Origin of the sequence: Winogradskyella aurantia, from assembly GCF_002266855.1 — a bacterium.
Classification (GTDB): Bacteria; Bacteroidota; Bacteroidia; order Flavobacteriales; family Flavobacteriaceae; genus Winogradskyella; species Winogradskyella aurantia.
Genome location: NZ_NGJN01000002.1, coordinates 58,681 through 85,367, shown reverse-complemented (window position 1 = coordinate 85,367; position 26,687 = coordinate 58,681). Strand labels below are relative to the sequence as shown.

General features: G+C 39.3%; 30 protein-coding genes and 1 tRNA gene. 16 read left to right on the top strand and 15 right to left on the bottom strand.

Annotation, left to right across the window (positions count from 1 at the left end):
* Positions 1 to 45: 45 nt before the first annotated feature.
* The 5 genes from CA834_RS03725 (at position 46) to CA834_RS03705 (ending at position 4,592) form a co-directional block, all read left to right on the top strand.
* The gene (locus CA834_RS03725; RefSeq protein ID WP_094967725.1) at positions 46 to 588 is read left to right on the top strand and encodes an AAA family ATPase; all 543 of its coding nucleotides are present in this window, start codon (positions 46 to 48) and stop codon (positions 586 to 588) included.
* On the top strand, positions 585 to 2,483 hold the full coding sequence (locus CA834_RS03720) for a RecQ family ATP-dependent DNA helicase (protein WP_165764750.1): 1,899 nt from the start codon (positions 585 to 587) through the stop codon (positions 2,481 to 2,483). Before CA834_RS03725 ends, CA834_RS03720 begins: the two co-directional genes overlap by 4 nt.
* A complete protein-coding gene (gene fmt, locus CA834_RS03715) occupies positions 2,480 to 3,439 on the top strand; it encodes a methionyl-tRNA formyltransferase (protein ID WP_094967333.1) in 960 nt (319 codons plus the stop codon). Before CA834_RS03720 ends, fmt begins: the two co-directional genes overlap by 4 nt.
* Before the next feature lie 194 nt (positions 3,440 to 3,633).
* The gene (locus CA834_RS03710) at positions 3,634 to 3,906 is read left to right on the top strand and encodes an HU family DNA-binding protein (RefSeq protein WP_094967332.1); all 273 of its coding nucleotides are present in this window, start codon (positions 3,634 to 3,636) and stop codon (positions 3,904 to 3,906) included.
* 131 nt (positions 3,907 to 4,037) lie between these two features.
* Complete coding sequence (locus CA834_RS03705) at positions 4,038 to 4,592, top strand: YqgE/AlgH family protein (RefSeq protein ID WP_094967331.1); 555 nt, start codon at positions 4,038 to 4,040, stop codon at positions 4,590 to 4,592.
* Here the strand turns inward: CA834_RS03705 and CA834_RS03700 are convergent.
* Both CA834_RS03700 and CA834_RS03695 read right to left on the bottom strand, forming a co-directional pair.
* Positions 4,589 to 5,440, bottom strand: coding sequence for an aminotransferase class IV (locus CA834_RS03700; RefSeq protein ID WP_094967330.1), 852 nt, complete (start codon positions 5,438 to 5,440; stop codon positions 4,589 to 4,591). The genes CA834_RS03705 and CA834_RS03700 overlap by 4 nt on opposite strands.
* Positions 5,441 to 5,505: 65 nt before the next feature.
* Complete coding sequence (locus tag CA834_RS03695; protein WP_094967329.1) at positions 5,506 to 5,898, bottom strand: START-like domain-containing protein; 393 nt, start codon at positions 5,896 to 5,898, stop codon at positions 5,506 to 5,508.
* Positions 5,899 to 6,027: 129 nt separating this feature from the next.
* Between CA834_RS03695 and CA834_RS03690 the strand changes: the two genes are divergently transcribed.
* A tRNA-Met gene (locus CA834_RS03690) sits at positions 6,028 to 6,101 on the top strand.
* A 37-nt stretch (positions 6,102 to 6,138) separates the two neighbouring features.
* On the opposite strand, the gene CA834_RS03685 is transcribed toward CA834_RS03690, so the two are convergent.
* A complete protein-coding gene (locus CA834_RS03685; protein WP_094967328.1) occupies positions 6,139 to 6,381 on the bottom strand; it encodes a hypothetical protein in 243 nt (80 codons plus the stop codon).
* Positions 6,382 to 7,146: 765 nt separating this feature from the next.
* Here CA834_RS03685 and CA834_RS03675 point away from each other — a divergent pair.
* Both CA834_RS03675 and CA834_RS03670 read left to right on the top strand, forming a co-directional pair.
* Positions 7,147 to 7,533: a DUF7670 domain-containing protein gene (locus tag CA834_RS03675; protein WP_133085449.1), complete on the top strand. Its 387-nt coding sequence runs from the start codon at positions 7,147 to 7,149 to the stop codon at positions 7,531 to 7,533.
* A 414-nt stretch (positions 7,534 to 7,947) separates the two neighbouring features.
* The gene (locus CA834_RS03670; RefSeq protein ID WP_094967325.1) at positions 7,948 to 9,021 is read left to right on the top strand and encodes a Fic family protein; all 1,074 of its coding nucleotides are present in this window, start codon (positions 7,948 to 7,950) and stop codon (positions 9,019 to 9,021) included.
* Positions 9,022 to 9,324: 303 nt separating this feature from the next.
* Here the strand turns inward: CA834_RS03670 and CA834_RS03665 are convergent, their stop codons facing one another.
* The 3 genes from CA834_RS03665 to CA834_RS03660 form a co-directional block, all read right to left on the bottom strand.
* Positions 9,325 to 10,086, bottom strand: a complete 762-nt coding sequence (locus CA834_RS03665) for an NYN domain-containing protein (RefSeq protein ID WP_094967324.1) — start codon at positions 10,084 to 10,086, stop codon at positions 9,325 to 9,327.
* Positions 10,049 to 10,258, bottom strand: coding sequence for a hypothetical protein (locus CA834_RS14690; protein WP_206186839.1), 210 nt, complete (start codon positions 10,256 to 10,258; stop codon positions 10,049 to 10,051). The genes CA834_RS03665 and CA834_RS14690 overlap by 38 nt, the downstream gene beginning before the upstream one ends.
* Before the next feature lie 103 nt (positions 10,259 to 10,361).
* Positions 10,362 to 11,420, bottom strand: a complete 1,059-nt coding sequence (locus tag CA834_RS03660; protein WP_094967323.1) for a DNA cytosine methyltransferase — start codon at positions 11,418 to 11,420, stop codon at positions 10,362 to 10,364.
* 165 nt (positions 11,421 to 11,585) lie between these two features.
* Here CA834_RS03660 and CA834_RS03655 point away from each other — a divergent pair, with 165 nt between their 5' ends.
* The 4 genes from CA834_RS03655 to CA834_RS03640 are packed head-to-tail and all read left to right on the top strand — an operon-like array spanning position 11,586 to position 15,371.
* A complete protein-coding gene (locus CA834_RS03655) occupies positions 11,586 to 11,816 on the top strand; it encodes a hypothetical protein (RefSeq protein WP_094967322.1) in 231 nt (76 codons plus the stop codon).
* Positions 11,817 to 11,826: 10 nt separating this feature from the next.
* Positions 11,827 to 13,800, top strand: coding sequence for a hypothetical protein (locus CA834_RS03650; protein ID WP_094967321.1), 1,974 nt, complete (start codon positions 11,827 to 11,829; stop codon positions 13,798 to 13,800).
* Positions 13,787 to 14,635, top strand: coding sequence for a hypothetical protein (locus CA834_RS03645; protein ID WP_094967320.1), 849 nt, complete (start codon positions 13,787 to 13,789; stop codon positions 14,633 to 14,635). Before CA834_RS03650 ends, CA834_RS03645 begins: the two co-directional genes overlap by 14 nt.
* A 1-nt stretch (position 14,636) precedes the next feature.
* Positions 14,637 to 15,371 carry a DUF6339 family protein gene (locus tag CA834_RS03640; protein ID WP_094967319.1) on the top strand — a complete coding sequence of 245 codons (735 nt, stop codon included), beginning with the start codon at positions 14,637 to 14,639 and terminating at the stop codon, positions 15,369 to 15,371.
* Positions 15,372 to 15,620: 249 nt separating this feature from the next.
* On the opposite strand, the gene CA834_RS03635 is transcribed toward CA834_RS03640, so the two are convergent.
* Positions 15,621 to 16,922, bottom strand: a complete 1,302-nt coding sequence (locus CA834_RS03635; RefSeq protein WP_094967318.1) for a hypothetical protein — start codon at positions 16,920 to 16,922, stop codon at positions 15,621 to 15,623.
* Positions 16,919 to 17,353 (bottom strand): hypothetical protein, encoded by a 435-nt coding sequence (locus CA834_RS03630; RefSeq protein WP_094967317.1) that lies wholly within the window; start codon positions 17,351 to 17,353, stop codon positions 16,919 to 16,921. The genes CA834_RS03635 and CA834_RS03630 overlap by 4 nt, the downstream gene beginning before the upstream one ends.
* Before the next feature lie 394 nt (positions 17,354 to 17,747).
* Here CA834_RS03630 and CA834_RS03625 point away from each other — a divergent pair, with 394 nt between their 5' ends.
* Positions 17,748 to 18,107, top strand: a complete 360-nt coding sequence (locus CA834_RS03625) for a DUF2237 family protein (protein WP_094967316.1) — start codon at positions 17,748 to 17,750, stop codon at positions 18,105 to 18,107.
* Between the two features lie 130 nt (positions 18,108 to 18,237).
* Here the strand turns inward: CA834_RS03625 and CA834_RS03620 are convergent, their stop codons facing one another.
* On the bottom strand, positions 18,238 to 19,680 hold the full coding sequence (locus tag CA834_RS03620) for an OmpP1/FadL family transporter (protein ID WP_094967315.1): 1,443 nt from the start codon (positions 19,678 to 19,680) through the stop codon (positions 18,238 to 18,240).
* A 330-nt stretch (positions 19,681 to 20,010) separates the two neighbouring features.
* Between CA834_RS03620 and sqr the strand changes: the two genes are divergently transcribed.
* From sqr to CA834_RS03605, 3 genes are read left to right on the top strand one after another with little or no spacing between them, the layout of a single operon-like run.
* Positions 20,011 to 21,255, top strand: coding sequence for a type III sulfide quinone reductase, selenoprotein subtype (gene sqr, locus CA834_RS03615; RefSeq protein WP_094967314.1), 1,245 nt, complete (start codon positions 20,011 to 20,013; stop codon positions 21,253 to 21,255).
* A 20-nt stretch (positions 21,256 to 21,275) separates the two neighbouring features.
* Entirely contained in the window at positions 21,276 to 21,584 is a 309-nt protein-coding gene (locus tag CA834_RS03610) for a TusE/DsrC/DsvC family sulfur relay protein (protein ID WP_094967313.1), read from the top strand.
* Positions 21,585 to 21,620: 36 nt separating this feature from the next.
* A complete protein-coding gene (locus CA834_RS03605; protein WP_094967312.1) occupies positions 21,621 to 22,094 on the top strand; it encodes a DsrE/DsrF/DrsH-like family protein in 474 nt (157 codons plus the stop codon).
* A 157-nt stretch (positions 22,095 to 22,251) separates the two neighbouring features.
* Here CA834_RS03605 and CA834_RS03600 read toward each other — a convergent pair whose 3' ends face one another.
* The 6 genes from CA834_RS03600 to CA834_RS03575 form a co-directional block, all read right to left on the bottom strand.
* Positions 22,252 to 22,923 carry a hypothetical protein gene (locus tag CA834_RS03600; protein WP_094967311.1) on the bottom strand — a complete coding sequence of 224 codons (672 nt, stop codon included), beginning with the start codon at positions 22,921 to 22,923 and terminating at the stop codon, positions 22,252 to 22,254.
* A 3-nt stretch (positions 22,924 to 22,926) separates the two neighbouring features.
* On the bottom strand, positions 22,927 to 23,370 hold the full coding sequence (locus CA834_RS03595; RefSeq protein WP_094967310.1) for a hypothetical protein: 444 nt from the start codon (positions 23,368 to 23,370) through the stop codon (positions 22,927 to 22,929).
* A 68-nt stretch (positions 23,371 to 23,438) separates the two neighbouring features.
* Positions 23,439 to 23,891, bottom strand: coding sequence for an Hsp20/alpha crystallin family protein (locus tag CA834_RS03590; RefSeq protein WP_094967309.1), 453 nt, complete (start codon positions 23,889 to 23,891; stop codon positions 23,439 to 23,441).
* A gap of 89 nt (positions 23,892 to 23,980) precedes the next feature.
* Positions 23,981 to 25,354 (bottom strand): MBL fold metallo-hydrolase RNA specificity domain-containing protein, encoded by a 1,374-nt coding sequence (locus CA834_RS03585; RefSeq protein ID WP_094967308.1) that lies wholly within the window; start codon positions 25,352 to 25,354, stop codon positions 23,981 to 23,983.
* 9 nt (positions 25,355 to 25,363) lie between these two features.
* On the bottom strand, positions 25,364 to 26,206 hold the full coding sequence (locus tag CA834_RS03580) for an ATP cone domain-containing protein (protein ID WP_094967307.1): 843 nt from the start codon (positions 26,204 to 26,206) through the stop codon (positions 25,364 to 25,366).
* Positions 26,207 to 26,284: 78 nt separating this feature from the next.
* Entirely contained in the window at positions 26,285 to 26,680 is a 396-nt protein-coding gene (locus CA834_RS03575) for a hypothetical protein (RefSeq protein ID WP_094967306.1), read from the bottom strand.
* Between the last annotated feature and the right edge of the window lie 7 nt (positions 26,681 to 26,687).

Below are 26,687 nucleotides of genomic sequence, written 5' to 3'. Positions count from 1 at the left end.
AGTGTTATTATTTGTTACCCACATTACTTCAAAAATACTGCCAGTTTGAATTCTAAGAAAGTCGTGATCACCGGAGGGCCCGGCACAGGAAAATCATCCATCATAAACCACCTAAAAAACCTAGGCTTTACTTGCTATGACGAGATCGCTCGGGATATTACCTTAGAAGCGCGACAAAATGGCATTGATCAACTTTTTTTATCTGAACCACTTCTATTTAGTCAAAAATTACTAGACGGTCGAGCCGAACAATTCCACAAGGCCCATAACGAAGGACAGCCCGCCGTATTTTTAGACCGCGGCATTCCGGATATTGTAGCCTATATGGAATATTCCGGCGACTCCTACCCGCATCACTTTGTAGAAGCCTGTAAAACCCATAGATACGACAAGGTTTTTATTTTGGCTCCATGGCGTGATATTTTTGTTAGCGACAGTGAGCGCTATGAAAATTTTGAAGAAGCCTCTGCCATACACGACCAGCTCGTCAAGACCTATACCCGTTTTGGCTACGATTTAATCGATGTTCCTTTTGAATCCATTGAAAAAAGAACTAACTTCTTGTTAGATACGCTAAATTTAAAATGATGCACCCCATTGAGGTTTTAGAACGGTATTGGAACCACAGGTCTTTCAGACCACTTCAGGAGGAGATTATAGAAGCGGTATTGGCCAATGAGGATACTTTCGCCCTATTGCCCACAGGCGGTGGCAAATCCATATGCTTTCAAATTCCAGCCTTAATAAGAGATGGGATATGTATTGTGGTGTCGCCCTTAATTGCCTTGATGAAGGACCAAGTAAACAGTCTTAAAACAAAAGGCATCAAGGCCATAGCCCTTACCTCTGGCATCTCTTATGCCGACTTGGATACCCTACTGGACAATTGTATTTACGGCAACTATAAGTTTCTCTATTTATCGCCCGAACGGCTTCAGCAGACCCTAGTACAAGAGCGCATCCAACGTATGAACGTCAACCTCATTGCTGTGGATGAGGCCCACTGCATCAGCCAATGGGGCAATGATTTTAGACCGGCCTATAAGCACATTAAAACCCTTAGGGAACTGCAACCACAGGTCAATTGCATTGCATTGACCGCCACGGCCAAACCTCATGTGGTCGCTGATATCATTGAGAATCTAGATTTTATAGATCCCAAAATCTTCAAGGCCTCCTTTGAAAGGCCCAACATTGCCTATCACGTGGTTCATACCGATGATAAGCTCTTTCAATTACAGCATATTTTAAAAATCCACGAGGGGCCTTCCATTATCTATGTGAGAAACCGCAGGGCCACGACGGACATCCATAACTACCTAAAGGCGCAAGGATTTAGCTCTACTTTCTATCACGGAGGCATAACCAACAAGGAAAAGCAACAACGCTTGGTGCAATGGATGAACGAACAACAACAAATCATGGTGGCCACTACGGCCTTTGGCATGGGCATCGACAAGGCCAATGTCAAGACTGTGATTCACTTTAATTTACCTGAAAGCCTAGAGAGTTATTATCAAGAGGCCGGTAGAGCCGGAAGAGATGGTGAAGCGGCCTATGCCTATATCTTAAAACAGAAGATCGATGAAGATCATCTTAAGTCACAGTTCCTAAATAGCTTACCTGATGTGAGCGACGTAAAATTGGTATACAATAAGTTGTGTAATTATTTCCAGGTCTCCTATGGTGAAGGCGAAAACAGTTCCCACCAACTCGATTTCAGAAAATTCTGTAACACCTATAAGCTCAGCGCCAGTAACACCTACAATGCCCTGTTGGTATTGGATAGAAACGGTATTATAGCGTTGGTGCAGCACTTTAACTTTAGGACCAAGATACAGTTCATTACCTCAAATACGACCTTATTCAGCTATCTGGAAAAGCATATGGAACTCAACACCGTGGTCAAGGTACTATTGCGCACCTACGGTGGTATTTTTGATTATGATACCAAGGTAGACCTTAACTTGGTGGTAACGAAGTGTAATCTTCCTGAAAAAACGGTTATCGAACAGTTACAGCGCTTAGAGAAAGATGGTATCATTAGCCTTGAAATGGCCCATACCGATTCTGAAATCACCTTTTTAAAACCGCGGGAAGACGATATTACCATTAATCCTATTGCCAAAATAATTGAACAACAAAACCAACTGAAGCAGCGCCAGATTGAAGCGGTCATCAGCTATGTCAATAATGATAGCGTATGCAAGAGCCTCTATCTGTTGGACTATTTTGGGGAAACCGGTCATGAGGCTTGTGGTATATGTTCGGTATGCCAATCCAAACAGCCTAAAACACACCGCACGGACCTTGATGGACTTAAAGCTGCTATTTTAGAGACACTTCAGACCGAAGCCTTATCTTCGCGTCAGTTACTCGATACCATGCACTGTTCGGAGCAAGCCTTGATCCACGGCCTTAATGAACTCTTGGAACTAAAAAAAATAACCTTAACCGCTAAAAACACCTACACCCTATTATGACAACCAAAAGAGACCTGAGAATCGTGTTTATGGGTACGCCAGATTTTGCTGTGGCTACCTTAAAGGCCTTGTTAGATCACAACTATAACGTGGTTGGTGTTATCACGGCACCAGACCGCCCTGCCGGAAGGGGACAAAAACTAAAAGCCTCGGCCGTTAAAGCCTTTGCTTTGGAGCACAACTTAACCGTATTGCAGCCCACCAATCTGAAATCCGAAACCTTTATAGAGCAACTCAAGGCCCTAGAAGCAAATTTACAAATTGTGGTGGCCTTTAGGATGTTGCCCAAAGTGGTTTGGCAAATGCCAGACTACGGCACCTTTAACCTCCATGCCTCCTTGCTCCCACAGTATAGAGGCGCGGCACCTATCCACTGGGCCATTATCAATGGTGAGACCGAAACTGGGGTCACTACCTTCTTTATTGATGATAAAATCGATACAGGCGCCATTATCTTAAGCGAGCGAACTGCGATAGACGAAGACACTACGGTTGGTGAACTTCACGATAAACTGATGGCCCTTGGCAGTGCACTGGTCATTAAAACGGTGCAACAGATCGAGGCCAATGCGGTAGCACCCCAAGTACAAGCCCAAACGGGCCCCTTAAAAACCGCTTACAAACTCAACCGCGATAATTGTAAGATCGACTGGACGGCACCCTTGGACACGATCTACAATAAAATAAGAGGCTTAAATCCATTTCCAGCTGCCTCGTGCTATTTGGCCAACGATGACCGGGAACAGCTCACGGTTAAGATCTATGGTATTAGCAAAGAGCGCGATACCCACCACCTAGAACCTGGACAGTTGATTGCCGCCAAAGACAGCCTAAAAGTAGCCTGCGAGGGTGGCTTTATTGAAATCCTAGAGCTACAACTTCCCGGAAAGCGAAAAATGGATGTTAAATCGCTTTTAAATGGGTATACATTTTCAAAAAAGGCCAAACTATTGTAAACCCTTGTAACCAGTGGTATAGAAAAAAATCCGACAAATGACATTCCTTTATTAACAAATGGCTTGACTTATCAACAAAAACGCCGATTTCCCTTGCTATTCCTTGCGTAGCTTAATTTTACTAATAAATTTGTATACGGTTTTAACAAATACTATTATAAAACCTAATTTTTAACAATTTAAATTAAAACTTTATGAACAAAACAGATTTAATCAATGGTATGGCAGAGAATGCTGGAATTACTAAGGCAGCTGCAAAAAAAGCATTAGATTCTATGTTAATTGACATTGAAGGCGCTTTACAAAAAGGAAACAGAGTTTCTTTAGTAGGTTTTGGTTCTTGGTCAGTATCTAGAAGAGCTGCAAGAGAAGGAAGAAACCCACAAACTGGAAAGACTATCAAGATTAAAGCAAAAAATGTAGTTAAGTTTAAGGCAGGTTCTGACTTAAGCAATGCTGTTAACTAAAAGCAATTTCCTTTTAAAATATAAAGCCTGCTCTATCGAGCAGGTTTTTTTTGTGCTAAGTTTAAACCGTTTACCTTGTTTATTTAATAAAAATAGTATAGATTTAAACGTCTTAAAACAAGGTTATACCTATGAGCAGACCGGAAAAAGGCAGTCTTTTGATTGCAGAACCGTCCATAATTGGTGATTTATCTTTTAATCGCGCGGTTATTCTTTTGGCCGATCATAACGCCCTAGGTTCTGTTGGTTTTATCTTAAACAAACCACTAGATTACAAACTCCAGGACCTCGTTGAAGGTACCGATGCCGATTTTACCGTCTATAACGGTGGCCCGGTGGAACAGGATAATCTCTACTTTATACATAAGTCGCCCGATTTAATTCCCAACAGTATAGAAATATCCAATGGGATATTTTGGGGTGGTGATTTTAGTGTGGTTTTAGAACTCATCAATACCGAGCGTATCTCAAAAACCGACATCCGCTTCTTTCTGGGTTATGCGGGCTGGGCGGAAGAGCAGCTGGACAATGAATTGCAATCCAATGCCTGGTTGGTTACCGAAAATGTGTACGCTAACGACATCATCGCAAAATCCTGCAGTACGTTTTGGCGGGACAAAATGTTGGAACTCGGTGGAGATTACAGCATATGGTCTAACGCTCCCGAAAATCCAAGCTACAATTAAGTCAAGCGCAATTGCGTATTTAACTTCATCAGCACCTTTTTGGCAAAGGCGTTACCGTAGTCCTTTTTACGATACTTGGTTATGGGCACAATGCCCTTTATGACATTGGTGATAAAGAGCTCATCGGCTTTTTGGAGTTCAAAGGGACTAATGGAGGCCTCTTCCACATACAGGTTGACATCCTTAGACAGCACCTCAAGGATTTGTTTGCGCATCACGCCTTTTAGGCAGCCATCCTCCAACGGTGGTGTTTTAATACGGTCGCCCTTCACCAAAAAGAGATTGCCGTTAAGGGCCTCGATAACACTTTTGTTGGTATTGAGTACGAGGCAATTGGCCAGGTCGTTTTCCTCGGCGTAGATACTACCCATCACTTGAAGCGCTTTGTTGTTGGACTTTAAGCCAGACAGCAAGCCGGGCGCCATATAATAATCCTTATAGAGATCCACCACATAGTCTTGCTCTTCTGCAATGGTATAAAACGGATTATCGTGCGGCTCCACAACAATGTTGAACTGGACCTCAGCGTCAGCAGAAGGCAAGTACTTACCGCCCACGCCTCTATCTACATTAAGTCGTACCCTGGCACTGGACTTTAGGAGGTCATTGGCGTCTAGGGTTTTTAAAATTTCGGCTTCTAGAAATTCCATGGTGAAGCTCATAGGAATATCCATACGCATGATCCGCATGGACGCCATCAATCTAAAATAATGATCTTCCCAAAAGAAAATCTTACCATTAACGACCTTGAGGGTTTCAAAAAGGGCATCGCCATACTTGTAGCCCCTATTTTCTATAGCTAAGGTAACATCGGTTTCTGGAAGTAAAGCGCCGTTGACATTAATCATAAAAAAAATCTCGTTTTATTTAGATAAAAACGAGACAAATATAGTTTAGAATAGTTGGTCTTTTGTTAAGCCGAACCTAAAACTTGCTTTAGGCTAGAGATTTGGTTATCCCATAACATTTTGGCTTCTTCAATTTCATCTTCCTCAGAAAAATCCGTAATCATCAAAGACACATCCTTTGTAATCTCATCCACTTGGATACGCATTTCGAAAAAATAGGAATACCCATCCTCCTCATCAACCAGCCAACGAAACTTAATGCGCTCACCACTTTTCTTGCTGAGCAGTTTTGCTTTTTCCTCGGAGCCGTCCCAGATAAAGGTAAAGAGTTCGCCGCGGGAATTGACATTATCTGCAAACCACTCGGAAAGCCCTGATGGTGTAGAGAGATACTGGTATAATAATGATGGCGAAGCGTGAATCACAAACTCCATTTCAAATTTTTCTTTGTCGTCCATATAAGCTTTGTATTATGTGCTCAATATATACAATTATGGTACAATTCAAAACTATCTGAGAAAAATATTTTTTTAGATTCATCTGTTTGCAGTCGATGATTTTGTTTATATATTTGCAGCCGCAATAATGGCGAGGTAGCTCAGTTGGTTAGAGCGTCGGATTCATAACCCGGAGGTCTCGAGTTCAATTCTCGATCTCGCTACAACAGCAAGAGTCCAGCACGAACGTGCTGGATTTTTTTATACCACAAACTTGAGCTTGCTCAAAGTGAAGTGGGGTAAAAAAGTACCAGTGGCACCGAAGGTGACATGGACTTTTGCTGTTGTACAGCCTCCCCCTAAAGAATCAGCGCCAGCTAATTCTCCAAATAGCTTCTTAACCTTGGTACAAAAAAAAGTACCAGTGGCACCGAAGGTGACATGGACTTTTGCAGTTGTACAGCCTCCCCCTAAAGAATCAGCGCCAGCTAATTCTCCAAACATCTTCTAAACCTCAGTGTGAAATAATACCAGTGGCACCGCAGGTGACACGGACTTTTGCTGTTGTGAGGCATCCCCCTAAGGAATCAGCGCTAGCTAATTCTCAAAACATCTTCTTAACCTCAGTGAAAAAATATACCAGTGGCACCGCAGGTGACACGGACTTTTGCTGTTGTGAGGCCTCCCCCTAAAGAATCAGCGCTAGCTAATTCTCCAAACGACTTCCAACCTTTGGTTAAAAAAATACCAACGGCACCGCAGGTGACATGGACTTTTGCTGTTGTAAGGCCTCCCCCTAAAGAATCAGCGCTAGCTAATTCTCAAAACATCTTCTTAACCTTGGTACAAAAATATACCAGTGGCACCGCAGGTGACATGGACTTTTGCTGTTGTACAGCCTCCCCCAAAAGAATCAGCGCTAGCTAATTCTCTAAACATCTTCTAAACCTTGGTACAAAAAAATACCAGTGGCACCGCAGGTGACATGGACTTTTGCTGTTGTACAGCCTCCCCCTAAAGAATCAGCGCTAGCTAATTCTCAAAATAGCTTCTAAACCTTGGTGCAAAAAAAAGTACCTGTGGCACCGCAGGTGACATGGACTTTTGCTGTTGTACAGCCTCCCCCTAAAGAATCAGCGCTAGCTAATTCTCTGAACTTTTTAAACCTAAAAACAGAAAAACTGACCGTCCTCATTGCGCGTTGCTGCCGTCCTAATTACCTTTAATTCTATAAATCCTGTAGCCTAGTGCTACACTTAGGTAAAACCCATGACAAGGTCACAACACATACTACATTGGTCACCGCGTGTACTCTGTATACTGGCCATTTTATTTATAAGTCTCTTTGCCTTGGACGCCTTTTCACCTGAACTCCCACTCTGGGAACAAATCACAGGATTTTTAATCCACCTTATACCGTCCTATATTTTAATTGGCTTACTCATTTTGGCTTGGAAAAAGGAATTAATTGGCGGTCTGCTTTTTATGATTATAGGTCTTGTGTTCACGCCTATTATTTACAACCATAATTATGCTATGAACCATTCCATGGCCCTTAGCCTTTGGATTGTGGCGGGCATTACCATCCCCTTTGTGTTGGTGGGCCTTTTGTTTATCCTCAGTTATTTTAAGAAAAAACGACAAGCTCATTCTTAGGATTGGCCATTAGCTGTTAGCTGTTGGCTGTTGGCTCTTGGGTCTTGACTCTTGGTTCTTGGCTCTTGGCTCTTGACTCTTGGTTCTTGACTCTTGGTTCTTGCTTCTTGACTCTTGGTTCTTGACTCTTGGTTCTTGGCCCTTGGCTCTAGGTTCTTGATTCTTGGTTCTTGAATCTTGGCTCTTGGCTCTTGACTCTTGGTTCTTGACTCTTGGTTCTTGCTTCTTGACTCTTGGTTCTTGACTCTTGGTTCTTGGCTCTTGGTTCTTGATTCTTGGTTCTTGAATCTTGGCTCTTAGCTCTTGGCCCTTAGCTGTTGGGTATGGTACTTAATGCGGGACAAAAGTCACATATCTTTTTAATTTGTACTATTTTACGTATTTTTGGTACATATTAAAATTATAAGAGATAAAATGTCCCAAATCAATACACTTTCAAAACTTCCACCAAAAAGGGAAAAAGTAGAAACCATTGAGATTCTGCGCCAGTTGAGTAAATCTTCAAATTCATTAGGTGAACTCAAAGGAATTGCTAAAACTATTCCCAATCAAGAAATGTTGGTTAATGCAGTTGTTCTACAAGAAGCTAAAGATAGTTCAGAAATAGAAAATATTATTACCACTCAAGATGAACTATATAAAGCGTTAGCTACAAACACTAAACAACCAACTCAAGTTAAAGAAGTTATAAATTATAGAAGAGCTATTTTTTCTGGTTTCGAGCTCATAAAAAAACAAGGATTTTTAAAGTTAAAAGATATTGAAACAATTCAAAAAACAATTATTGAAAATAATGCTGGAATTCGCTCAACGGCTGGAACTGTATTAAAAAACGATAAAACTGGAGAAATTGTCTATACACCACCACAAGAAAAAGACGAGATCTTGGATTTGTTAGGTAATTTCTTAGAACATTATAACCTTAAACAGAACGATTTAAACCCACTAATTAATTTAGCTATTTTACACTATCAGTTTGAAAGTATTCACCCTTTTTATGATGGCAACGGAAGAGCTGGAAGAATTCTAAACATTCTATACCTAATTATAAACGAACTTCTAGATATTCCTATTCTATATTTAAGTTCATATATAAATCAAAACAAAGCAGAGTATTATCGTTTACTTAATACCGTCAATAATAAAGATGAATGGTCTGAGTATATAATTTATATGTTAAAAGCAGTTGAAGTAACATCAACCAGAACTATTGAAAAAATAAACTCAATAAAAATATTATTAGATGAAACGATACTATTTGCACAAGAAAAAGAACCAAAAATTTATAGAAAAGAATTGATCGAATTACTCTTTGAGCAACCTTATTCTAAAATAGAGTTTGTTGTTGAAAAGTTAAATGTAGAGAGGAAAGCAGCTTCTCGATATTTAAAAAAAATGGAAAAAATAGGTATATTAAAATCTCAAAAAATAGGAAGAGAAATTGTGTATGTAAATACAAAATTAATTGAAATATTAAAAAAGCACTAAGTACAACACCGTATAAAATTAATTGCTAGGCCAGCTTACTTACAAAAATTTGCTAACGCACAGTTCCCACTGCCCGCTCGTGTCTCTTGGGTCTTGGCCCTTAGCTCTTGGCTCTTGGCCCTTAGCTCTTGGCTCTTGGCTCTTGACTCTTGGTTCTTGACTCTTGGGTCTTGCTTCTTGGTTCCTGGTTCTTGGGTCTTGGCCCGTCAAACTTGAACAATCAAGAATACCAGCTTTGTACTCCGCCCATAAACCTAATCAACCCATGGCTTGCCTGCATCACCGCATCACCGCATCACCGATTTACCGTCGTTTCCCCTTGCCCGCTGTTTCCTTAATCCGCACATAAATCAGTTTCATACGGCCTCTAGCGTCTTCACGGCGCTCAATCTCAAAGTTAGGAATGGAATTAATCAAAGGCGTTAATTTCTGAAAGCCATAATTTCGCGAATCAAAATTGGGTTGTTTCTTTTGCAGTAAACTGCCCACATCGCCCAAAAAGGCCCAGCCATCCTCATCGGCAATATCTTCAATGGTAGAGGCGATAAACCGAATCTCTTTTTGCGTGATCTTATCGTAGACGTTCTTCGTCGTTTTTTCAGTGGTTGTGGTATCTGATGCGCCTTGGGCCACCTGATGCTTTAAAATCTCTATATAGATAAATTTATCGCAGGCCACGATAAAGGGATTTGGGGTTTTCTTTTCGCCAATGCCATAGACCAGCATACCCGCTTCGCGTAGTCGGGTGGCCAAACGTGTAAAATCGCTATCGCTAGAGACCAGGCAAAAGCCATCCACTTTTTCGGAATAGAGGATATCCATAGCATCGATGATCATGGCAGAATCCGTGGCGTTCTTTCCCGTGGTATAGCCATATTGCTGTATGGGCGTAATGGCATTTTCCAAGAGCATGTGTTTCCATTTGGACAGATGTGGCTTGGTCCAATCGCCATAAATACGCTTGATGGTAGGGTTGCCGTATTTGGCAATTTCTTCCATCATTTCCTTAACGTAGGCCGAAGGGATGTTATCCCCATCTATAAGTACTGCTAATTTTATATCCATTGTATGGTATAGTCTGTGTTGATTTTTTGTAAAGGTAGTGAAAAAGTAAGGGGACTAAACGTGAGGCGTGAATGGTGATTGGTGATGCGGTGATGCGGTGATGCGGTGAGGCGGTGATGTGGTGATGTGTGAGGCGTGAGGCGTGTTTGGTGATGAGTGGTTGGTAGTTCACTTTTAACTTTCTACAAACGGTATTGTATATGAAAAGTAGTGGATTTTAGCACGTAATTTTCGGCTTGTGTTTTGGCCTTAGCGAATTGCAAATGTGTATGGCTTTAGGCATTGGCATTAATTATTGCCCTACCAATCGCTTCTGCATACTTGGGTGGAACAGCATTTCCTATCATTCGTGCAGTTTTTGCAATACTCATTGTTTTAAAAATATAGTCCTTCGGGAAAGATTGTAAAGTAGCACCTTCTCTTATTGACAGGGCTCTATCTTCTTCTGGATGTACAAACCGACCGTTTGAAATACTGAAAAATTTTGTAGTTATGGTTGGCGAAGGCTTGTTCCACCACAAGCGACCAAAAGTATCTTTAAATGAATCATCTCTACCAACAAAACAATCTAATTGCAATTCCGGATCATTTGAAAAACCAAATCTGTTCCCACCATTCTTGGCTACTTTTTTTAGACGTTTTTTATTTGTGTCGCTTATGTTTGGTACACTATGATAAAAAGTTGTTAAGTCTTTGTGTCCAGCTTCAATTTTTGGAAATCCGTTTTCTTCTCCCAATACATCTTTTACCGTAAGCTTTTCCCCTTCTATTTCGATAGGTTGAATTTCCTGTTTTGATAGACGCGTAGCTATTAAGGTAAATCGCTTTCTATTTTGTGGAACACCGAAGTTATTTACGTTATGTACTTTAAAATGAGGATTTGAATAACCATTTGTTTTTAGCCATTCTATAAATTCATTCAACCCACTTTCTTCTTTCTTTCTCAATACTCCAGGAACATTTTCTACTACAACATATCCAGGTCTAAAATATTTGACAAAGCGAGAAAATTCAACTAAAAGATTTTTGGATTTGGCCGATTTTGTTTTATCGGTATTTATGATACTCCAAAATTGGCAAGGACTGCAACCGATAAGTACGAGTTTGTCATCATTTTTTTTGAGAGAAAGATTCTTTTCTAGTTCTTTTTCTTTTAGTTCAAAAACATCAGCATGAATAAATTTTGCATCTTTTATATTTGATTCGTATGTTTCTTTACAGCTTTCATCAAAATCAATTCCAGCGATAACTTTTATGCCAGCTTGTTGCATTCCGAAGCTCATACCGCCTCCAGAACAAAAAAAATCTACTGCTTTTATCGTACGATTTTGCATTAAATATTTTAAAAGATATTTGACCACAAAATAACGAATTTCCGTGAATTTTATTTGCTTTTAATAATGATTTATATGTTGTTTATATACACTACATATAAAATATATAGTTTTTTTATTTGTAATAAAGCTAAATGTACCCTATATTTACCTTTTAAAATATATATGATGGCTTCAAAACGCAGAGATAGATTTGAAAAAGTAGCATCTAACAGGGTTCAAAAAGTTATAGATTACCTAAACTTACTCGGTAATTGTGCCAATAAAAACAATTACGAATACACTCAAAAAGATGTAGAGTTAATGTTTAAAGAAATCAATCGGACTTTAAAAGAAACGAGAATTTTGTACGATAAAGAACTTAACAAAAGCAATAAAGGAGGATTTTCTTTTTAATATTATCATAATGGAAAAACGATGTAAATGGCATTTTAAAGCAGAAGGTGGTCGAGATGTTGGGCCAAACGATCCAGTTGACGAGAAATTCAAAGGCCAACCTTACTATTCAATTGTTAGGGAAGCCATTCAAAATTCTTTAGATGCTGTTAATGATGAAAACAAACCTGTAAAGGTTAATTTTTCGTTCTTCGATTTAAACAGAAATGACTATCCCAATCTTTTTGATATAGAGAAAAATATAGAACAATGTAAGTCTTATTATCACGATAATGACAACGCCGAAAGGCTGTTCAAAGATATGTTGTACTACCTCAATGGTGACGTTGACGGAAAAAAAAGGCTAAATCTGTCTTGCTTGAAAATTTCAGATTATAATACGATTGGAATGAGGTATGATGAAAATAATACAAAATCTCCTTTTTATGCTTTTTTGCGTGCTGGTGGTGTAAGTGCAAAAAGTCAAGGTTCAGGAGGGTCATTTGGATTTGGTAAAGGAGCTTATTACACACTTTCTCCCATAAAAACCATTATTGTTTCTACACTAACTAACTCTAATGATTTCTTTTTCGAAGGCTCAACTATTTTGACAACTCACAAAAATAGTGATAATGATAAGTTGACTGCATACGGATATTATGACAATAATAATGGTGAACCTGTTCAGTTAGAAGACAATATTCCAGAATTTTTTAAAAGAACAGAAGCGGGAACAGACGTAAACATTATTGGTTTATGGGACGAACCAAAACGAAAAAGACTAATGATTAAATCTGTTCTAAATAATTTTTGGTTAGCAATTCACGACAATAAATTAATCGTTCAAGTAGATGATGTTACAATAGCTAAAGATAATTTAGAGCAAATTATCGATGAATACTTTTCTTCTGATGGTTTTGAAAGCGGTAACGCAAACGAAATCGAAAGTTGGAATCCAAAGTCATACCTAAAGGCCGTAAAATATGCAAAATCCACGGACCAGTTTCATCTATTTGAAGAAGAATTAAAATCAGTCGGTACTGTAAGACTGTACGTTTATTTAGAAAAGGGTTTGCCAAATCGAACTTCTTACTTCAGAAAGCCGAAAATGGTAGTTTATAAACAAACGCGAAGAAAGATAAATGGTTATTCAGCTGTATTTATTTGCGATAATGACAGAGGAAATGAAATTCTTCGCTTAATGGAAAACCCTGCTCATAACGAATGGAAAAAGGAAAATCATCCCAAAAATGAAGGAAAAATCCATAAAACGGCACGGAAAGCTGAGATTGAAATTAGCGATTTTATTATTAGGTCGCTTGAATCATTGTCCAAAATTAAGACTGGAAAAAAATTGGCATTTCAAGGATTGGAAGAATATTTATCTATTCCCGAAGATTTATTGGAAAAGGAAGAAGAATTTGATTTTGAGGGTGATTTAACCAATAGTGTTTCTGGAGAAATGAGTAATGAAGTTACCGATGATGAAACAGGACTGCAAACAACCGATAATCAACCAGTTCAAATCCAACCTACTATTACCAAAAAACAACAAGTTCAGGAAGAAGATGATGTTATACCAGACAAGGATGGAGAATTGGATATAACTACTGGAGGCGGAGGTGGAGGAGATGGTCCACCACATCCAATACCACCTGGTCCTATTGATGAAATTGAAAAAGGAAAGATTAAAGAAGAACCAACGGAAAGTAAAGTCCTGATTAAAGTAGGGTTTAAAGTCGCCTCACAAGTTGAAAACGGATATGTGTTTCATCATATGATTATAAATTCTGAAAATGATATTGAAAACGCAGAGTTGGAAATGCTTGTAGGGTCAGATAATGACAGAGATGATAGTCTTGAAATTTTGTCAACAGATAATGGAAATATTTCTAATAATAAATTGAAAAATGTAACTCTGAATTCAGGAAGAAACCTTATAACTGTGCGTTTTGCAGATAATTTAAAACACACCGTAAAAATGAAAGCGTATGAAATTCAATGATATAAGTTTTCCACATCCAGTTTTGGGGTTAGGAGATGCGATTTTGGGAACTGCAGATTTGGGCAATCCAGAAATAAATTCAATGCAAGATGATTATGAAATAAAAATTCACTGCAAGCACGATAATGCAGACCTAAAAACCTTACTAATTGAAGATAAAGCAGAATTTTTGTTTGAAGTTACCTGCACGAACACGCTTTTCCGGAAATTGTTTGTGAGCAACAAAGGTAAAATAGAGTTTGAAATACCTAAAAAAGAGGTTAAAGGTAAAGTGGAATTTATCTGTCTTTTGGTAACTAAAGAAAATATATTCGATTATTCCAATACAGAAGCTCATCCAGATTATAATGGATATATTTTTGATTTAGACAAAGGAGATGTTTTGGCTTATTTTGGGAAATTTTCGTTTAATGCAGACATTAAATACGAGAAGCTCAAAGCGGTTTCCTCTTTTATGGAAATTGTAGAAAATGAGGATTTGAAATTCACAAATGTTGATTTAAAGAAAAATAAAATTGAAATACAGCTTCCAACAGATTCATACAATATTTATAGAAGTGATTTCATCTCCCAAGAAGTAAAATTTGTTCCAGTTTTTCACTCCTCAATAGTGTTGAATGCACTTTTGACCGCTTTGTATAATCTTGATGAGCATAAAGATTATTTGTGGGCAAAAGTGATAGCCTATCGTTTGAAAGAAGAAAAGCAATTTAAGTTGTTGGATATTGCCGAGAAAGAAAATATTCCCGAGATAGCCCAAAGGCTTTTGGGAAATCCCTTTAAACGCCTATTAGAAGGTTTGAATGTAATTATTGAATCCGAAAACGAAGTATGATATGGGAAAACAACTGATTTTTAAAGACAAATATGTTCAAAAACTGAAAAATGACCTTGATTCGGGTAGTACATTAGAATTTTATAAAGGGAATGAATTTGTCTATGACAAAAAGCAAGTTTTGATGTTGCCAAATATAGAAGTAACTCCAGATTTGGTAAGTCAATTAGATGTAAATGACGATTTCAAAACTGCAATTTCAATATATCAAGCCTTAAAAAAATTAGAGCCAATTCAAGCATCAGACAGACGATTATGGGTTTATTTGGCTCACGCAGACTTATATCCATACATGGTTAAGCGCTGGGCTGATGTTTATGAAGGAAAATCATCAAACCCCAAGAAATACATAGCCGACCATTGGTTTTTGGATTCCTCTGCTCAAAGTAGCCTTTTAAGACACGCTTTAGCTGGATTATGGTGGTCGGTATATTTATCGGTTGACGATTGCAAGGAAGATGAGTATGAGCTAACAAGAATTTTGTTTCGTCAGTTAGATTTTCCAACCCGTACTTTGGGGACATATAAACTCGGTCGCCACAAAGAAGCGGTTCTTGGTATTTTGGAATTTATTCAAGAGAACGAAGATTTATTTAAAAGTAAATTCGAGGCCAAAACCCGTTTTGTGACAAAGCATCTTAATGTTATAGGTGGAGTTAAACCGATTTCATATTACGACCGTTATTTTTTCAAATCCGAGTTGGAAAAAGTTTCGAATTCAATTTCTTCAATATAGTTTCATTTCTATCGAGCGTTGAAAAGAAACACCTCTTTTGGTTTTTTCAGCGTTGGCTTTGCGTGTCGGCAAAAACCAAATGCGCTGTTTGTGCGGTTGGCTTTTCAGCTTGCAGAGAACGTGTTTGTGTATGATTTCGTTGCGTGTTTAAGCAATAAATTTAGCAAATAAAAACCGAATAGAAAGTCCGAGAGGACTTTCGTAAGTAGGCGATAACTAGCAATGAATTATACACGGTGTTGTACACAGTTATTCTTCAACTTTTACAGAGGAAACAATAGTATCTTTTTCTTTAATTCCTTTTTTTCCAGACTTTTTTGTTTCTAATACTTCTATTGTTACTTGATATGTGTCTTGAAGATTTAAAAAATGAACACCATCTTTTAATTGTTTAGAAAATTTTCCGGAATAAATATCTCCATCAAAACTTTCAAACTTGAAACTAGAATAGATAGAATCTAGAGCTTTGTATACACCTTTGGTCTTTATTTCCTTAACATTTTCGAATTCCAATGAATTGAGATTACCTAATATGTTGTTTGCTTTTGTTGAATTAAATGTGTCAATAAGTACAGTTTCATTGATTGGATTTGCATATTGAACATTAATCGCAATATCGTCTTCTTTGATTTCTTTTAAGAACGAGTTGTATGAATTTAACATATCTTCATTCAAAGTAGTTTTGAATTCACGTAGTGTTTCTAAGTCTTTACTAGCATCAAAAAGTTGAAAAAGTGTTTGAGTTATTTTTTCAGAACTAGTTTGATTATCAAATAATTCAGTCTGCTTTGTGATAGGTCTGAGGAAGATACTAAAAGATGCAGCTTTTGCATAAACAAATTCTAATTCGCCCATCTCTTTAATACTTTTCAATTCTCCTTTCTTACGCCTAGGTCTTTCTTCAATTGGAATTTTAGCTTTTGTGTCGTAAATATTAAGAGCTGTTGCTTTATTTAAATCTGTATAATTAGTTAATGCTTTTCCTAATATCGAGCTATATATTTTGCCATAACCAACCTTTCTATTTGTTGATTTGATATGAATATTTATTAATTCTTCGCTCGATTTTTTTGCTTCTTCCAGAATATCAAAAACTTTGGTTTCTATTTGAGCTGAAGTTAAATCAAGTTCGAAGTTTTCAATTATTAATTCAAGATTTCTGGAATCGTCTTCTTCAAATTTTAAACCTGAATGTGGTAAATAGTCATAAGGCAAATTATTTGGTGAGCAAACCTGACAATTTCGTATTACATTTTCATTGTCTTTGTCTAAAACGAATACAATTGAATTTAATGGATTGTTCAATAAATTATAATGAGTGCTTTCTCCAATAATGTATGAATTTAGAGAAGTTGAATTAATTTGATAAACTAACCACCTATTGAACTCTTCGTTAGAGTCAACCCAATCAAATATAAATGGATTGTTATTTATGTCTTTATAAACACTCATTAGTGAACCATCAAAATACATTAAGTCACCTACTTTTTCGAGTTCGAAAGGTAGAGTTTCAATTTTGAATCCTTTTATATGTCTTAAATCTTGGTTCAACTATTTAATTGTTTTACGATGGTAAATTTAGGTTTTAAATCACAACTTTCATCTTCGTGAAAAGTAAAATGTCCTCTTTTGTCAGATTCACTAGCAATTCCCTCATTTTTTTCAATTGTTCCCTCTGCAATTGCATTTCCTAAAGTTTTAGCCAACAGAGGTTTTCTTTTCAAAAAACTAGTCAATCGATTTTCAGCCTTTTTTAAATCATTGAATAAAGACAAACCGTAACCTTTACATTTATCATCACAGTCATCAAAATCATCAATTCTATTTGGGTCAATTTTCAAAACTGGGATAAAATTATATGGATGTTCAATATCAGAATGAACCCAACGATAAGCCACTTTCTCTTCTTCAACATAATTTTCAGATGGTGGACAATCACAATCCAAATTAGAAATGTCTTCAGCGTATTTATGTCTATTCATTAGATATCGTTTCTTTTAATTGTGTACAACTTGTTATATGAGTATAAATTTAATTGTTATACCATCTATGTTTTTGGGATAATATTAGTTTTTTGTACTTTTTTTCGAGATAATTATCAGAACAAAAATACCTAAGCATTCTTTATGCGTCATAACAAATAATCCTATGGAAACATACAGGTGTTTATTAAATTACAATAAAGGAGTCAACGAGAATTATTGCTTAGGGACTTTAAAGATAAAAAAAGCCTTACAATTTCCAAGTCGTTATTCTGCTAACTTGTGTCTTCTACATTTAATTTTGTTATTGCTTAAAAACACACCCAAGCTTTAGCCCAACTTTAACATATAATGACATCTATACCTTATACTTTTGTAATAAAACCAACCGCTTATGCTACGCAATGTATTAGGAACCGCATTAGAGCCTTGTTGTCTAGACCCCATGACGGGGTATTTTAGGGATGGGCTATGCCGCACCATGGCTCAAGATACGGGTACCCATGTGGTCTGTGCCGTAATGACGGATGCCTTCCTCAACTTTACCCGCTTAAAAGGTAACGACCTTAGCACCCCACGGCCCGAATGGCAATTTCCTGGACTAAAGGCGGGCGATAAATGGTGTTTGTGCATCAGCCGCTGGTTAGAGGCTGAAGCCTCTGGCTGTGCCCCAAGACTTATTTTGGAGGCCACCCACGAAAAAGCCTTGGAATTTACCGAGCTAGCCTTGCTACAATCTTATGCAGTACAATAAGGCGGCTGTAAGCTCTGGTAAGAGACACCTAAGAGATTTACAACAGGATATAACATAAAAAATCCAGCACGTTGGTGCTGGATTTTTTTTCGTCATTTATCAAAAAAACCTGTGACACTTAAGCCACTGTTTAGTCTTTCGCTTTTTTAGTAAAGGTATAATTAACGCCTGCCATAAACATGGAGGTGGTCATTTCATAAGATACCGATGTTCCGGGAATTTCACCAAGCGGATTATCTGGTGTAATCTGTGACGGGTCGAGTAAGCGTCCTTCAGTGGCATTGCCACTTTCACCGTAATGATAGACGGCATCAAGTCTCCAGTTAGGATTAATTTCATAACTGAATCCGAACTGATAGGCGTGTTTTATAATGGCTGTTGCTGGTGCAGAGAAAAATGCCAAGTCGTCATCAATAGGATTTGAACTATAAGTATAGCCTACACGCAATGGTAATCTATCGATACCCTTAAATTGAAGACCTGCCGATACAACGGACATATTTTTCCAACCAAAGCCTTTTACCGCGCCTGTGGGGAAGCCGTTATCGCCAATTTCCCAGCCGCTGGCTTCAAAACCCTCGGTATCCTCGTAATACACGCGTCTAAAATCTAGAGCGATATCAAAGTTTTCCATAGAGTAACCCAGACCTATAGAGGCAATGGCGGGATAATCCATGGTGAACTCCACATTTGGTGCAGCGGTGCCGTCCAAGTAGGTATTGTCAAAATCAAAGGCACTAAAGGATTGTACGGTTTTATAGGAGGCGCCTAATTTTAGCCCTGATCCTGAATCGTAAAAGAGTCCGAATTGTGCACCAAAGCCTATGGCTGAGGCCCTATCGGCTTTAGGATACCCACGACCTGAACCACCCATAGACTCTGGAAAGTCTGGTGATGCTAAAGGATTGGGCTCTAATTCCAAAGCGGCATAATTAATATTGGGCTGGATACCCAAGGAGAACTTATCTGAAATTTCATAAGCCCAGGTACCTGCCACCTGTAACAACATGTAGTCTGATTCTATACGACCAAAGCCCCGTAGGCCTTGTGGCCAGTTAATCGGATTCGAATTATTGGGATTCCAATCCGGATTGGGATTACCTTCTAAATCGCTAGGTAAATTGGTTTCCTGTGGAAAGGTTACCCCAAAGCCACTAATACCAAAGGCCGATACCCCGAAGGTGTGCTTGCTGTCTGCATTGCCCCATAGCATGGCCAAAGCTGGCATGTAGGAGACCCCTCTATCATCCTTAGTAGTACCAAACACCGGAGGTGAGGCGGGCGAACCCGGACCGAAGTCGCCTTCTTGAAATAGAAGCCCTGCTGGTAAGCTAGAACTTATCTCGGGTGATGAATAGAACAAGCCCAAATCAAATTTGATAATCTTGTCGTCAAAGGCCGAAATGGCCGCTGGATTCCAGTGCAGTGCACCAGAAATATCCAAAGGCTGCCCCGTGGCGGCCCCTCCCATAGACATATTAAAGGACCCAACCCCTTGCATAATATGACCGGTTTGGGCATATAGGCCTATTGAAAAAAGTAGAATAAGTGATCTAAGAAATGTTGTTTTCATAATTAGAATGTTTTAAAAACACATTGCAAAAAACTGGCGTTTTAACGGTTGGTTCGTTGCAAATAGCCTGTTGATTAATACGTTATCAAACACAAAGTTAGGTGAAGCATAAGGGCTGAATTATGATAAATATCAGTATTGGGACCCTGGATATAAAATAATTAAAGACCTCTGAAACACCCAGTAAAAACAATGGTTTCAAGAGGTAACCTTATGTAACATATGTTACACACATACATGACAAATATCATGTCTCATAGTCTGAGTTACAATTAACTTTGTTCTAATAAAACGTTAGGTCTAAACCGACACCACCAAAACACAAACACGATGAAACACTTAGTTATATTAGGCGCAGGAACCGCTGGAACGATGATGGCCAACCATTTGGTATCCAAACTGCCTAAAGCCGAATGGAAGATTACCATTGTAGATCAGTACAAAATCCATTATTACCAACCTGGATTTTTATTTCTCCCCTTTGATATATACACTGAGGACCAGGTGAAAAAAGAAGGGAAAAAGTTTATCCCTAAAGGGGTCAATTACATTCAGAAAAAGATAGAGCGCATTAGCCCTGAGGCCAATACCGTGACCTTAGACGCGGACGAAACGCTCAATTATGATATTTTAATCGTAGCCACCGGCTCCAAAATAGCCCCAGAGGAAATTGAGGGTATGGCCGGACCGGAATGGCACAAAAGCATTTTTGATTTTTACACCTATGAAGGCGCCAAGGCCCTACGCGATAAACTACGCGACTGGAAAGGTGGAAAACTGGTAGTGCATATTACCGAGATGCCCATTAAATGTCCGGTTGCCCCGTTGGAATTTTCCTTTTTAGCCGACTCTTACTTTAAGCACAAAGGCATGCGCGATAAGGTAGATATTACCTATGTGACGCCATTGGACGGTGCCTTTACCACTCCAAAAGCCGCCCAAGCCCTACACCATTTATTAGAGGAAAAGGGCATAAAGGAAGTCACTAATTTTAATATAGAACACGTAGATTACGACAACCATAAAATCATAGATTACGCAGAAACCGAAGTAGACTATGATCTGCTAGTCACCGTGCCTACCAATATGGGGGATGAGGTTATAGCGCGTTCTGGCATGGGAGACGACCTCAACTATGTGCCCACCCATAAAGCCACACTGCAGTCCAAGGACTACGAGAATGTTTTTGTGATTGGAGACGCTACCAACGTACCCACTTCCAAAGCGGGATCCGTGGCCCATTTTGAAGCCGAGATCCTTACGGAAAATATACTGCGCTATGTGGCCGGCAAACCTTTGGATGCCGAATTTGACGGGCATGCCAACTGTTTTATTGAAACCGGTGGCGGCAAGGCCTTACTCATAGACTTTAACTACGACCAAGAACCTGTTGAGGGTAGTTTTCCTTTCCCAGGTATTGGCCCATTACGTCTCTTAAAGGAAAATAGAATGAACCATATGGGAAAACTGGCCTTTAGATGGGTCTATTGGAATATGCTGCTCAAGGGAATCCCTATTCCTTTTGTATCATCTGCCATGTCTGAAAAAGGGAAAAAAATTGAAGCAATCGTTTAATTTATAAAAATTATATAATCATGAAAAAAGTAATCGCCAATAAAGAAATCGATGTTAATGAAGAAGGGTATTTAGAAGACGTCTCGCAATGGACCAAAGAGGTCGGTACTGAACTCGCCAAGGAACAAGGTATTGACATGACCGACAAACACTGGGAGGTTATTGATTACCTACAGGACAAGTACAAAAACGATGAAGCCTTGTCCATAAGGGGCATCAAAAAAAGTGGAGTTATCAACATTAAGGAGTTTTACGACCTGTTCCCTGGAGGACCGTTGAAAAAATCGACCTTAATAGCCGGTATCCCAAAACCAAAAAGCTGTATATAAATCAACTTTATTCATTAATCCAATAAAAATACTATTATGAGTACTAAAGTTAAAAAAATGCTCTTCATCCTTTCCAAGGGTACCATTGAAAACGCCTACGCTGCTTTTGTGATGGCCAACGGTGCACGGATGGAAGGTATAGAGTCCGAAATATTCTTTACGTTTTTTGGCCTAGAGGCCATACAAAAGAAAAAACTGGAGCATCTGCACGTGGCTACCGTGGGTAACCCGGCAATGAATATCCCCACCATGCTTGGTGGTTTGCCCGGTGTTGAGGCCTTGGCCACGAAGATGATGAAAAAAGAAATGGAAAAACTGGATATGCCGCCTATAGGAGAATTTTTAGAAATCCTTTCCGATAGCGGCTGTAAACTATGGGGCTGTAAATTAGCCATCGATATGTTCCATCTTACTGAAGACGACCTTATCGATGAGTTGGATGGTATTTTGACCATCGGCGATTTCTATGCACGTGCCGATCAAGACGGTACTCAGCTCCTGTTTATTTAAAGGATTTTAATTTCAAATTAAAAGGGTTTAGAATACCACTATGGTTTCTAAACCCTTTTTTTCTGCTATGGCCATCTGAGAATCAGATAGTATTATCCGCATCTACCGCATTGGCCCTCTCCTATCGACACCCTTGGTTACACGGGTACTTCCCGTTCTAGTTCACCAAAGTTTCACTTTCAATAGGTGGATGCATACCAACAGGTTCGATTAAATTGAGCTCTTCAAGCGCTATCACCACCAGATTGACATAGCTGCTTACCGTCTTATCGATTTCCCGTGGATCGGTAATATCGATATAGCCTTTCCAAATAAGTTCCCTGTCCTTGGTTGGACAAATACAGTACATGGAGGTTTCAGCATGATAAATGGTGTATTCATCATAGTAATCTGGATTGTAATACATGTCTTGATAGCGCAGGAAATCTTCCTTAAACCGCACATAGGTTTCATCAAAGCCCTCATAATTGGTTTTATAGGCCACCTTATCCTCAATGCCAATGACTTTGGAAAACAAAATAGTATCGAAGCTTTGATCAGTGAGGTCGGCCTCTAGTTGGTTAAGGGCCTCCTCGGTTAAAGTTTTGGAGCCAGAACTTAGGTTGGCCATATCCGTGGCCCGTGCCGCCATAATGCCCCGTTCCTCGAGTGCCGTTTTTAATTGGTCCTCAAACTGAAGCCTTGCCGCAGCATTGGAAGATAAGCCCACTACCAGCACCTTAGCCGGACTGTAGGTTTCAATATCTGGATTCTTCCAATAATCGACCAGTTGCGTTTCCGAACAACTCCAAGCCATTACCATTAATAGTATGAGTGCTATATATCTCATGATTTATGTTAAAAGTCGTTTTTGCTTTCCTTCCTTCATCACCGTTGAAACCAATTTAAATATATCGGTTTTTGCGGTTTGGTAGCGTTTCTTGAACTCGCCTATGAGCTCTATAAGATTTCTGTGTTCCTTTCTATAATTGGCCTCTTCCTCTAATTGGTCCTTGCCATCCACCATTATGGACAAATTGCGCTCGTGTGTTTTCACGGCTTTTGTCAAGGTCTTGGTTTGCTTCACCATCACAGAAAGCCTATCGATTATAGCCTTACTTTCCTCGAAGTGCTTTTTATCGATCAACTCCAGGGTATGGGATTTGATCAAGTCTTCCAAGAAGATCTGTTCTTCAGCGAAGAACTTCAATTCGGATAACCATAATTTAGAGGCATCGTGCATTTCTTCAGCACTTAACCATTCGGTATGCCTTGCCTTGGTATGTATTGTTTTCATGATTGTGCGTATTAAAAAAAGCAGAGTGTAAAACACCTAAAGATACACTCTGCCTTGGATTTTGATTTCTAGATAACCTCTATAACTTTTTTAGGTGTTTCCTTTACAGGTTCTTTTTTAAGAAGGTCTAATTTAAGTATACCATCCTTGTAGGTAGCTTTGATATCAGCCTTGTTATCTACAGTCTCTGGTAATCTTAATGAACGTTCAAAAGTGCTGTAGCTAAATTCCCTACGCATAAAATCTTTATCCTCTTCTTTCTTTTCGGTTTCCTTTTTAGCAGATACATTAAGTATGTGATCATCTAAAGTAACCTTGAAATCAGATTTTTTAAATCCAGGCGCTGCGAATTCAACTTCAAACTCATCGTCTAATTCCTTAACATTCATTGCGGGCATCAAAGAATCTTCTTCCAAGAAGCCATCGTTAAAGAAGAAATCATCAGAACTAAAGAAATCCTTTAGTGGGGTATTATTCCAAGGGAATAAACGGTTTCGGTTGTTAAATTTAATAAGTGACATATCAATTAGTTTTAAAGTGTTAAACAAAATTTCTAACCTAAATGTAATGCTCTTATAGATTTCCTAAAATGATATAAATCAGTTTGCTACTAAATAACAAGTCGCTCCGTACTATTTATTTTCGGTACCGTTACCCTCCACTTTAAGGTGGTTTCAAGTTTTACCCTAAAGGCGTTGAGGGCGCAGGCCTCACCGTGTATTAAATAGACCTGTTCGGGGATGTTCTTAATACCACTCACCCACTCCAAGAGCTCCTCTTGATCGGCATGGACCGATAGACTCTCTATATGTTCAATTCTCGCCTTTACCGGATAATATTTGCCGAAAAACTTCAGTTCGTGTGCGCCGTCCAAAAGTTGTCGGCCACGGGTACCCTCGGCTTGATAACCCGCTAGCAGTACGGTAGTACTGGGCTCATCAATGAACTGTTGCAAATAGGTTAGCACCCTTCCGCCCGTAACCATACCACTACCGGCAATCACCACCTTAGGCCGTTTATTATCAATGGTCTCCCAAGTTTCCTTGTAGGAGCTCACGATGTTAACGTGTTGGCACATGGCGTTGTATTCCGCATCTGAAAGTTTATGCCAATTGGGAAAGCGCTTAAATACCTGGAGTACATTATGCCCCATGGGACTATCGATATAAATAGGAATATTGGGAATCTTATGCGACTGATAGAGTTTCCAAAGCACATACATCAGGGTCTGCAGGCGCTCCACCGCAAAACTTGGGATAATAAGGTTGCCCTTTTTTTGAAGGGTATCCATAATTAAATTGACAAAAATAGTGTCTAGATCCTCTTCTGGGTGCCTGCGATCGCCATAGGTACTTTCTATAAAAAGATAATCGGCCCACTCGGGCTTTTTTGGATTGTCTAGCAGATAGTCATTGTTTCTACCCACATCCCCAGAGAATACAAAGCGTTTACCATTGATATCTAACTCAATAAAGGTAGCGCCGATGATATGGCCATTATACTGGAATCGCACCGAAACGTGCTCTGATAAGGGCAACCACTCATCGACCTGTGCCACTTTGAAATAGCTCAGGGTATTTTCGGCCTCTTTAACCGTGTAAAATGGTAGGGCCGGCTGGTGTTTGGTATAGTGTTCCTTATTGGCCCGTTCAGCGTCTTCCTCATGTATTTTGGCACTGTCCTTAAGAATGATTTCTGCGATAGCCAGAGTGGGTGCCGTACCCATGATCTTTCCTTTGAAGCCCTGTTTTACCAATCGCGGTAAATAGCCCACGTGGTCTAAATGGCCATGAGTGAGCAAGACCATATCTATGGCTGCCACATCAACGGGTAAATCCTCCCAATTCAATAGCCGCAATTCCTTAAGGCCCTGAAACATACCACAGTCTACCATAAGGTTAATCTCAGAGGTTTCCAATACAAACTTGGAGCCCGTTACGGTACCCGCACCTCCTAAAAAATGTAATGTTACTATTGGTTTCATAATTCCGTATTACGCATTACAGAGGTTTTGGATCTCATTGAGTATCTTTTCTTTTCTTGTGTCCGAAACTCCGAGATGATCTAAATAAAAGGCATCACCTATCAATTGCCTGCACAGGACCACATTACGACTGAGCAAGAACTGCTTTTCCCGGTTGGTCAGCAACGTAGAGACGGTAATGGGGTATAGTCCCAACTGGTCTATGCGGTCTCGCAGGCTTTCCCCTTTTGGGTAATCCCAGCTTAAGAGATACAAGCCGCAGCAACGACCATATTGAATGGCATCCTCGGTAAACCGGGTATTGGTTACCACCCAACCTTGGGTAAGTACCGTATGGTTATTTCTATTGGCCACCCAATACGCCTCCACATCCTTAAAACGCGATTGGATATACAGAGGCACCTTAACATCGCATTTTAAGCCTTGTTCCCTGTGAAACTTGCATTCTACTATTGTGGTCTCCTTACCTTTATGGGCGATGACATCAATTTCGTGAGAGACGCACTTACCCTGAAGTATTTCCCCAACCGCAGCGGTATAGCCGGAGTAGCTCAATACCTCTTTGATAAACCGCTCAAAAGGAAAACCTGTTGGGCCGAGCTCATAAATGGCTTTTTTTAATTTATACCTAGAGGCGAGCGAGCTCTTTTTCTTTTTAAGAAGCGCAAAAGCCCTGTTGTATATTTCATTGGTGGAAATACCTTGATAGAGTTCGTCGCGTACCGTATCGATGATAGAGTCAATCGTTTCCTTGCTGGCGCCACTTCTCTTCAGGGAGGACCGCAGTTTACTCAATGAAAACTTGACCCTCTTACCACTTGATTTGATAACCTCTATAGATTTATGTGTCATAATTAACGTCTTAGGTAACGTACGGTTTTGAAATCTGGCTGCCTATTTAAATTAGCCCAAATGCTATGCTACTAGCGCTTACGAGCTGTACAATTCCCTAGCCTTAGCCTTAAGTTGGTTTTCGGTTAGTTTATCTGACTTTAGCACCTCGGTGAGCTTAGCACTTAAATCGGGTTGCTGCTCTTCTAAATAGCTGGCAAAGTGCTGCCCCATTTCTGCTGTTCCTATTATCGTAAAGCGCTTAGTATCCTCAAGATGGGAAGTCAGCGTATCAAAAAATTGTTTGGTCTGTTGCTTTTGACGCTCCAACACCTTTCTATCCTTTATAATTTCCGTGGCGCCTCCAGGTTTTTCCAAATCCTCAATTGCAGGGGTCTCTGGCGTAGATGGTATAGACTCCATATCTACCGTATCATTTAAAACCGTTAAGACCTGCGCCTTTTCCTTATCTATCCAAATGAGTTTATTTTTCATGATGTTT

What these genes read in the sequence shown, in the direction of transcription:
- CA834_RS03720 (WP_165764750.1), top strand. Translation starts at nt 585, where the DNA reads ATGATGCACCCCATTGAGGTTTTAGAACGGTATTGGAACCACAGGTCT.
- fmt (WP_094967333.1), top strand. Translation starts at nt 2,480, where the DNA reads ATGACAACCAAAAGAGACCTGAGAATCGTGTTTATGGGTACGCCAGAT.
- CA834_RS03710 (WP_094967332.1), top strand. Translation starts at nt 3,634, where the DNA reads ATGAACAAAACAGATTTAATCAATGGTATGGCAGAGAATGCTGGAATT.
- CA834_RS03705 (WP_094967331.1), top strand. Translation starts at nt 4,038, where the DNA reads ATGAGCAGACCGGAAAAAGGCAGTCTTTTGATTGCAGAACCGTCCATA.
- CA834_RS03700 (WP_094967330.1), bottom strand. Translation starts at nt 5,440, where the DNA reads ATGATTAATGTCAACGGCGCTTTACTTCCAGAAACCGATGTTACCTTA.
- CA834_RS03695 (WP_094967329.1), bottom strand. Translation starts at nt 5,898, where the DNA reads ATGGACGACAAAGAAAAATTTGAAATGGAGTTTGTGATTCACGCTTCG.
- CA834_RS03685 (WP_094967328.1), bottom strand. Translation starts at nt 6,381, where the DNA reads ATGTTTGGAGAATTAGCTGGCGCTGATTCTTTAGGGGGAGGCTGTACA.
- CA834_RS03675 (WP_133085449.1), top strand. Translation starts at nt 7,147, where the DNA reads ATGACAAGGTCACAACACATACTACATTGGTCACCGCGTGTACTCTGT.
- CA834_RS03670 (WP_094967325.1), top strand. Translation starts at nt 7,948, where the DNA reads ATGTCCCAAATCAATACACTTTCAAAACTTCCACCAAAAAGGGAAAAA.
- CA834_RS03665 (WP_094967324.1), bottom strand. Translation starts at nt 10,086, where the DNA reads ATGGATATAAAATTAGCAGTACTTATAGATGGGGATAACATCCCTTCG.
- CA834_RS03660 (WP_094967323.1), bottom strand. Translation starts at nt 11,420, where the DNA reads ATGCAAAATCGTACGATAAAAGCAGTAGATTTTTTTTGTTCTGGAGGC.
- CA834_RS03655 (WP_094967322.1), top strand. Translation starts at nt 11,586, where the DNA reads ATGATGGCTTCAAAACGCAGAGATAGATTTGAAAAAGTAGCATCTAAC.
- CA834_RS03650 (WP_094967321.1), top strand. Translation starts at nt 11,827, where the DNA reads ATGGAAAAACGATGTAAATGGCATTTTAAAGCAGAAGGTGGTCGAGAT.
- CA834_RS03645 (WP_094967320.1), top strand. Translation starts at nt 13,787, where the DNA reads ATGAAATTCAATGATATAAGTTTTCCACATCCAGTTTTGGGGTTAGGA.
- CA834_RS03640 (WP_094967319.1), top strand. Translation starts at nt 14,637, where the DNA reads ATGGGAAAACAACTGATTTTTAAAGACAAATATGTTCAAAAACTGAAA.
- CA834_RS03630 (WP_094967317.1), bottom strand. Translation starts at nt 17,353, where the DNA reads ATGAATAGACATAAATACGCTGAAGACATTTCTAATTTGGATTGTGAT.
- CA834_RS03625 (WP_094967316.1), top strand. Translation starts at nt 17,748, where the DNA reads ATGCTACGCAATGTATTAGGAACCGCATTAGAGCCTTGTTGTCTAGAC.
- CA834_RS03620 (WP_094967315.1), bottom strand. Translation starts at nt 19,680, where the DNA reads ATGAAAACAACATTTCTTAGATCACTTATTCTACTTTTTTCAATAGGC.
- sqr (WP_094967314.1), top strand. Translation starts at nt 20,011, where the DNA reads ATGAAACACTTAGTTATATTAGGCGCAGGAACCGCTGGAACGATGATG.
- CA834_RS03610 (WP_094967313.1), top strand. Translation starts at nt 21,276, where the DNA reads ATGAAAAAAGTAATCGCCAATAAAGAAATCGATGTTAATGAAGAAGGG.
- CA834_RS03605 (WP_094967312.1), top strand. Translation starts at nt 21,621, where the DNA reads ATGAGTACTAAAGTTAAAAAAATGCTCTTCATCCTTTCCAAGGGTACC.
- CA834_RS03600 (WP_094967311.1), bottom strand. Translation starts at nt 22,923, where the DNA reads ATGAGATATATAGCACTCATACTATTAATGGTAATGGCTTGGAGTTGT.
- CA834_RS03595 (WP_094967310.1), bottom strand. Translation starts at nt 23,370, where the DNA reads ATGAAAACAATACATACCAAGGCAAGGCATACCGAATGGTTAAGTGCT.
- CA834_RS03590 (WP_094967309.1), bottom strand. Translation starts at nt 23,891, where the DNA reads ATGTCACTTATTAAATTTAACAACCGAAACCGTTTATTCCCTTGGAAT.
- CA834_RS03585 (WP_094967308.1), bottom strand. Translation starts at nt 25,354, where the DNA reads ATGAAACCAATAGTAACATTACATTTTTTAGGAGGTGCGGGTACCGTA.
- CA834_RS03580 (WP_094967307.1), bottom strand. Translation starts at nt 26,206, where the DNA reads ATGACACATAAATCTATAGAGGTTATCAAATCAAGTGGTAAGAGGGTC.
- CA834_RS03575 (WP_094967306.1), bottom strand. Translation starts at nt 26,680, where the DNA reads ATGAAAAATAAACTCATTTGGATAGATAAGGAAAAGGCGCAGGTCTTA.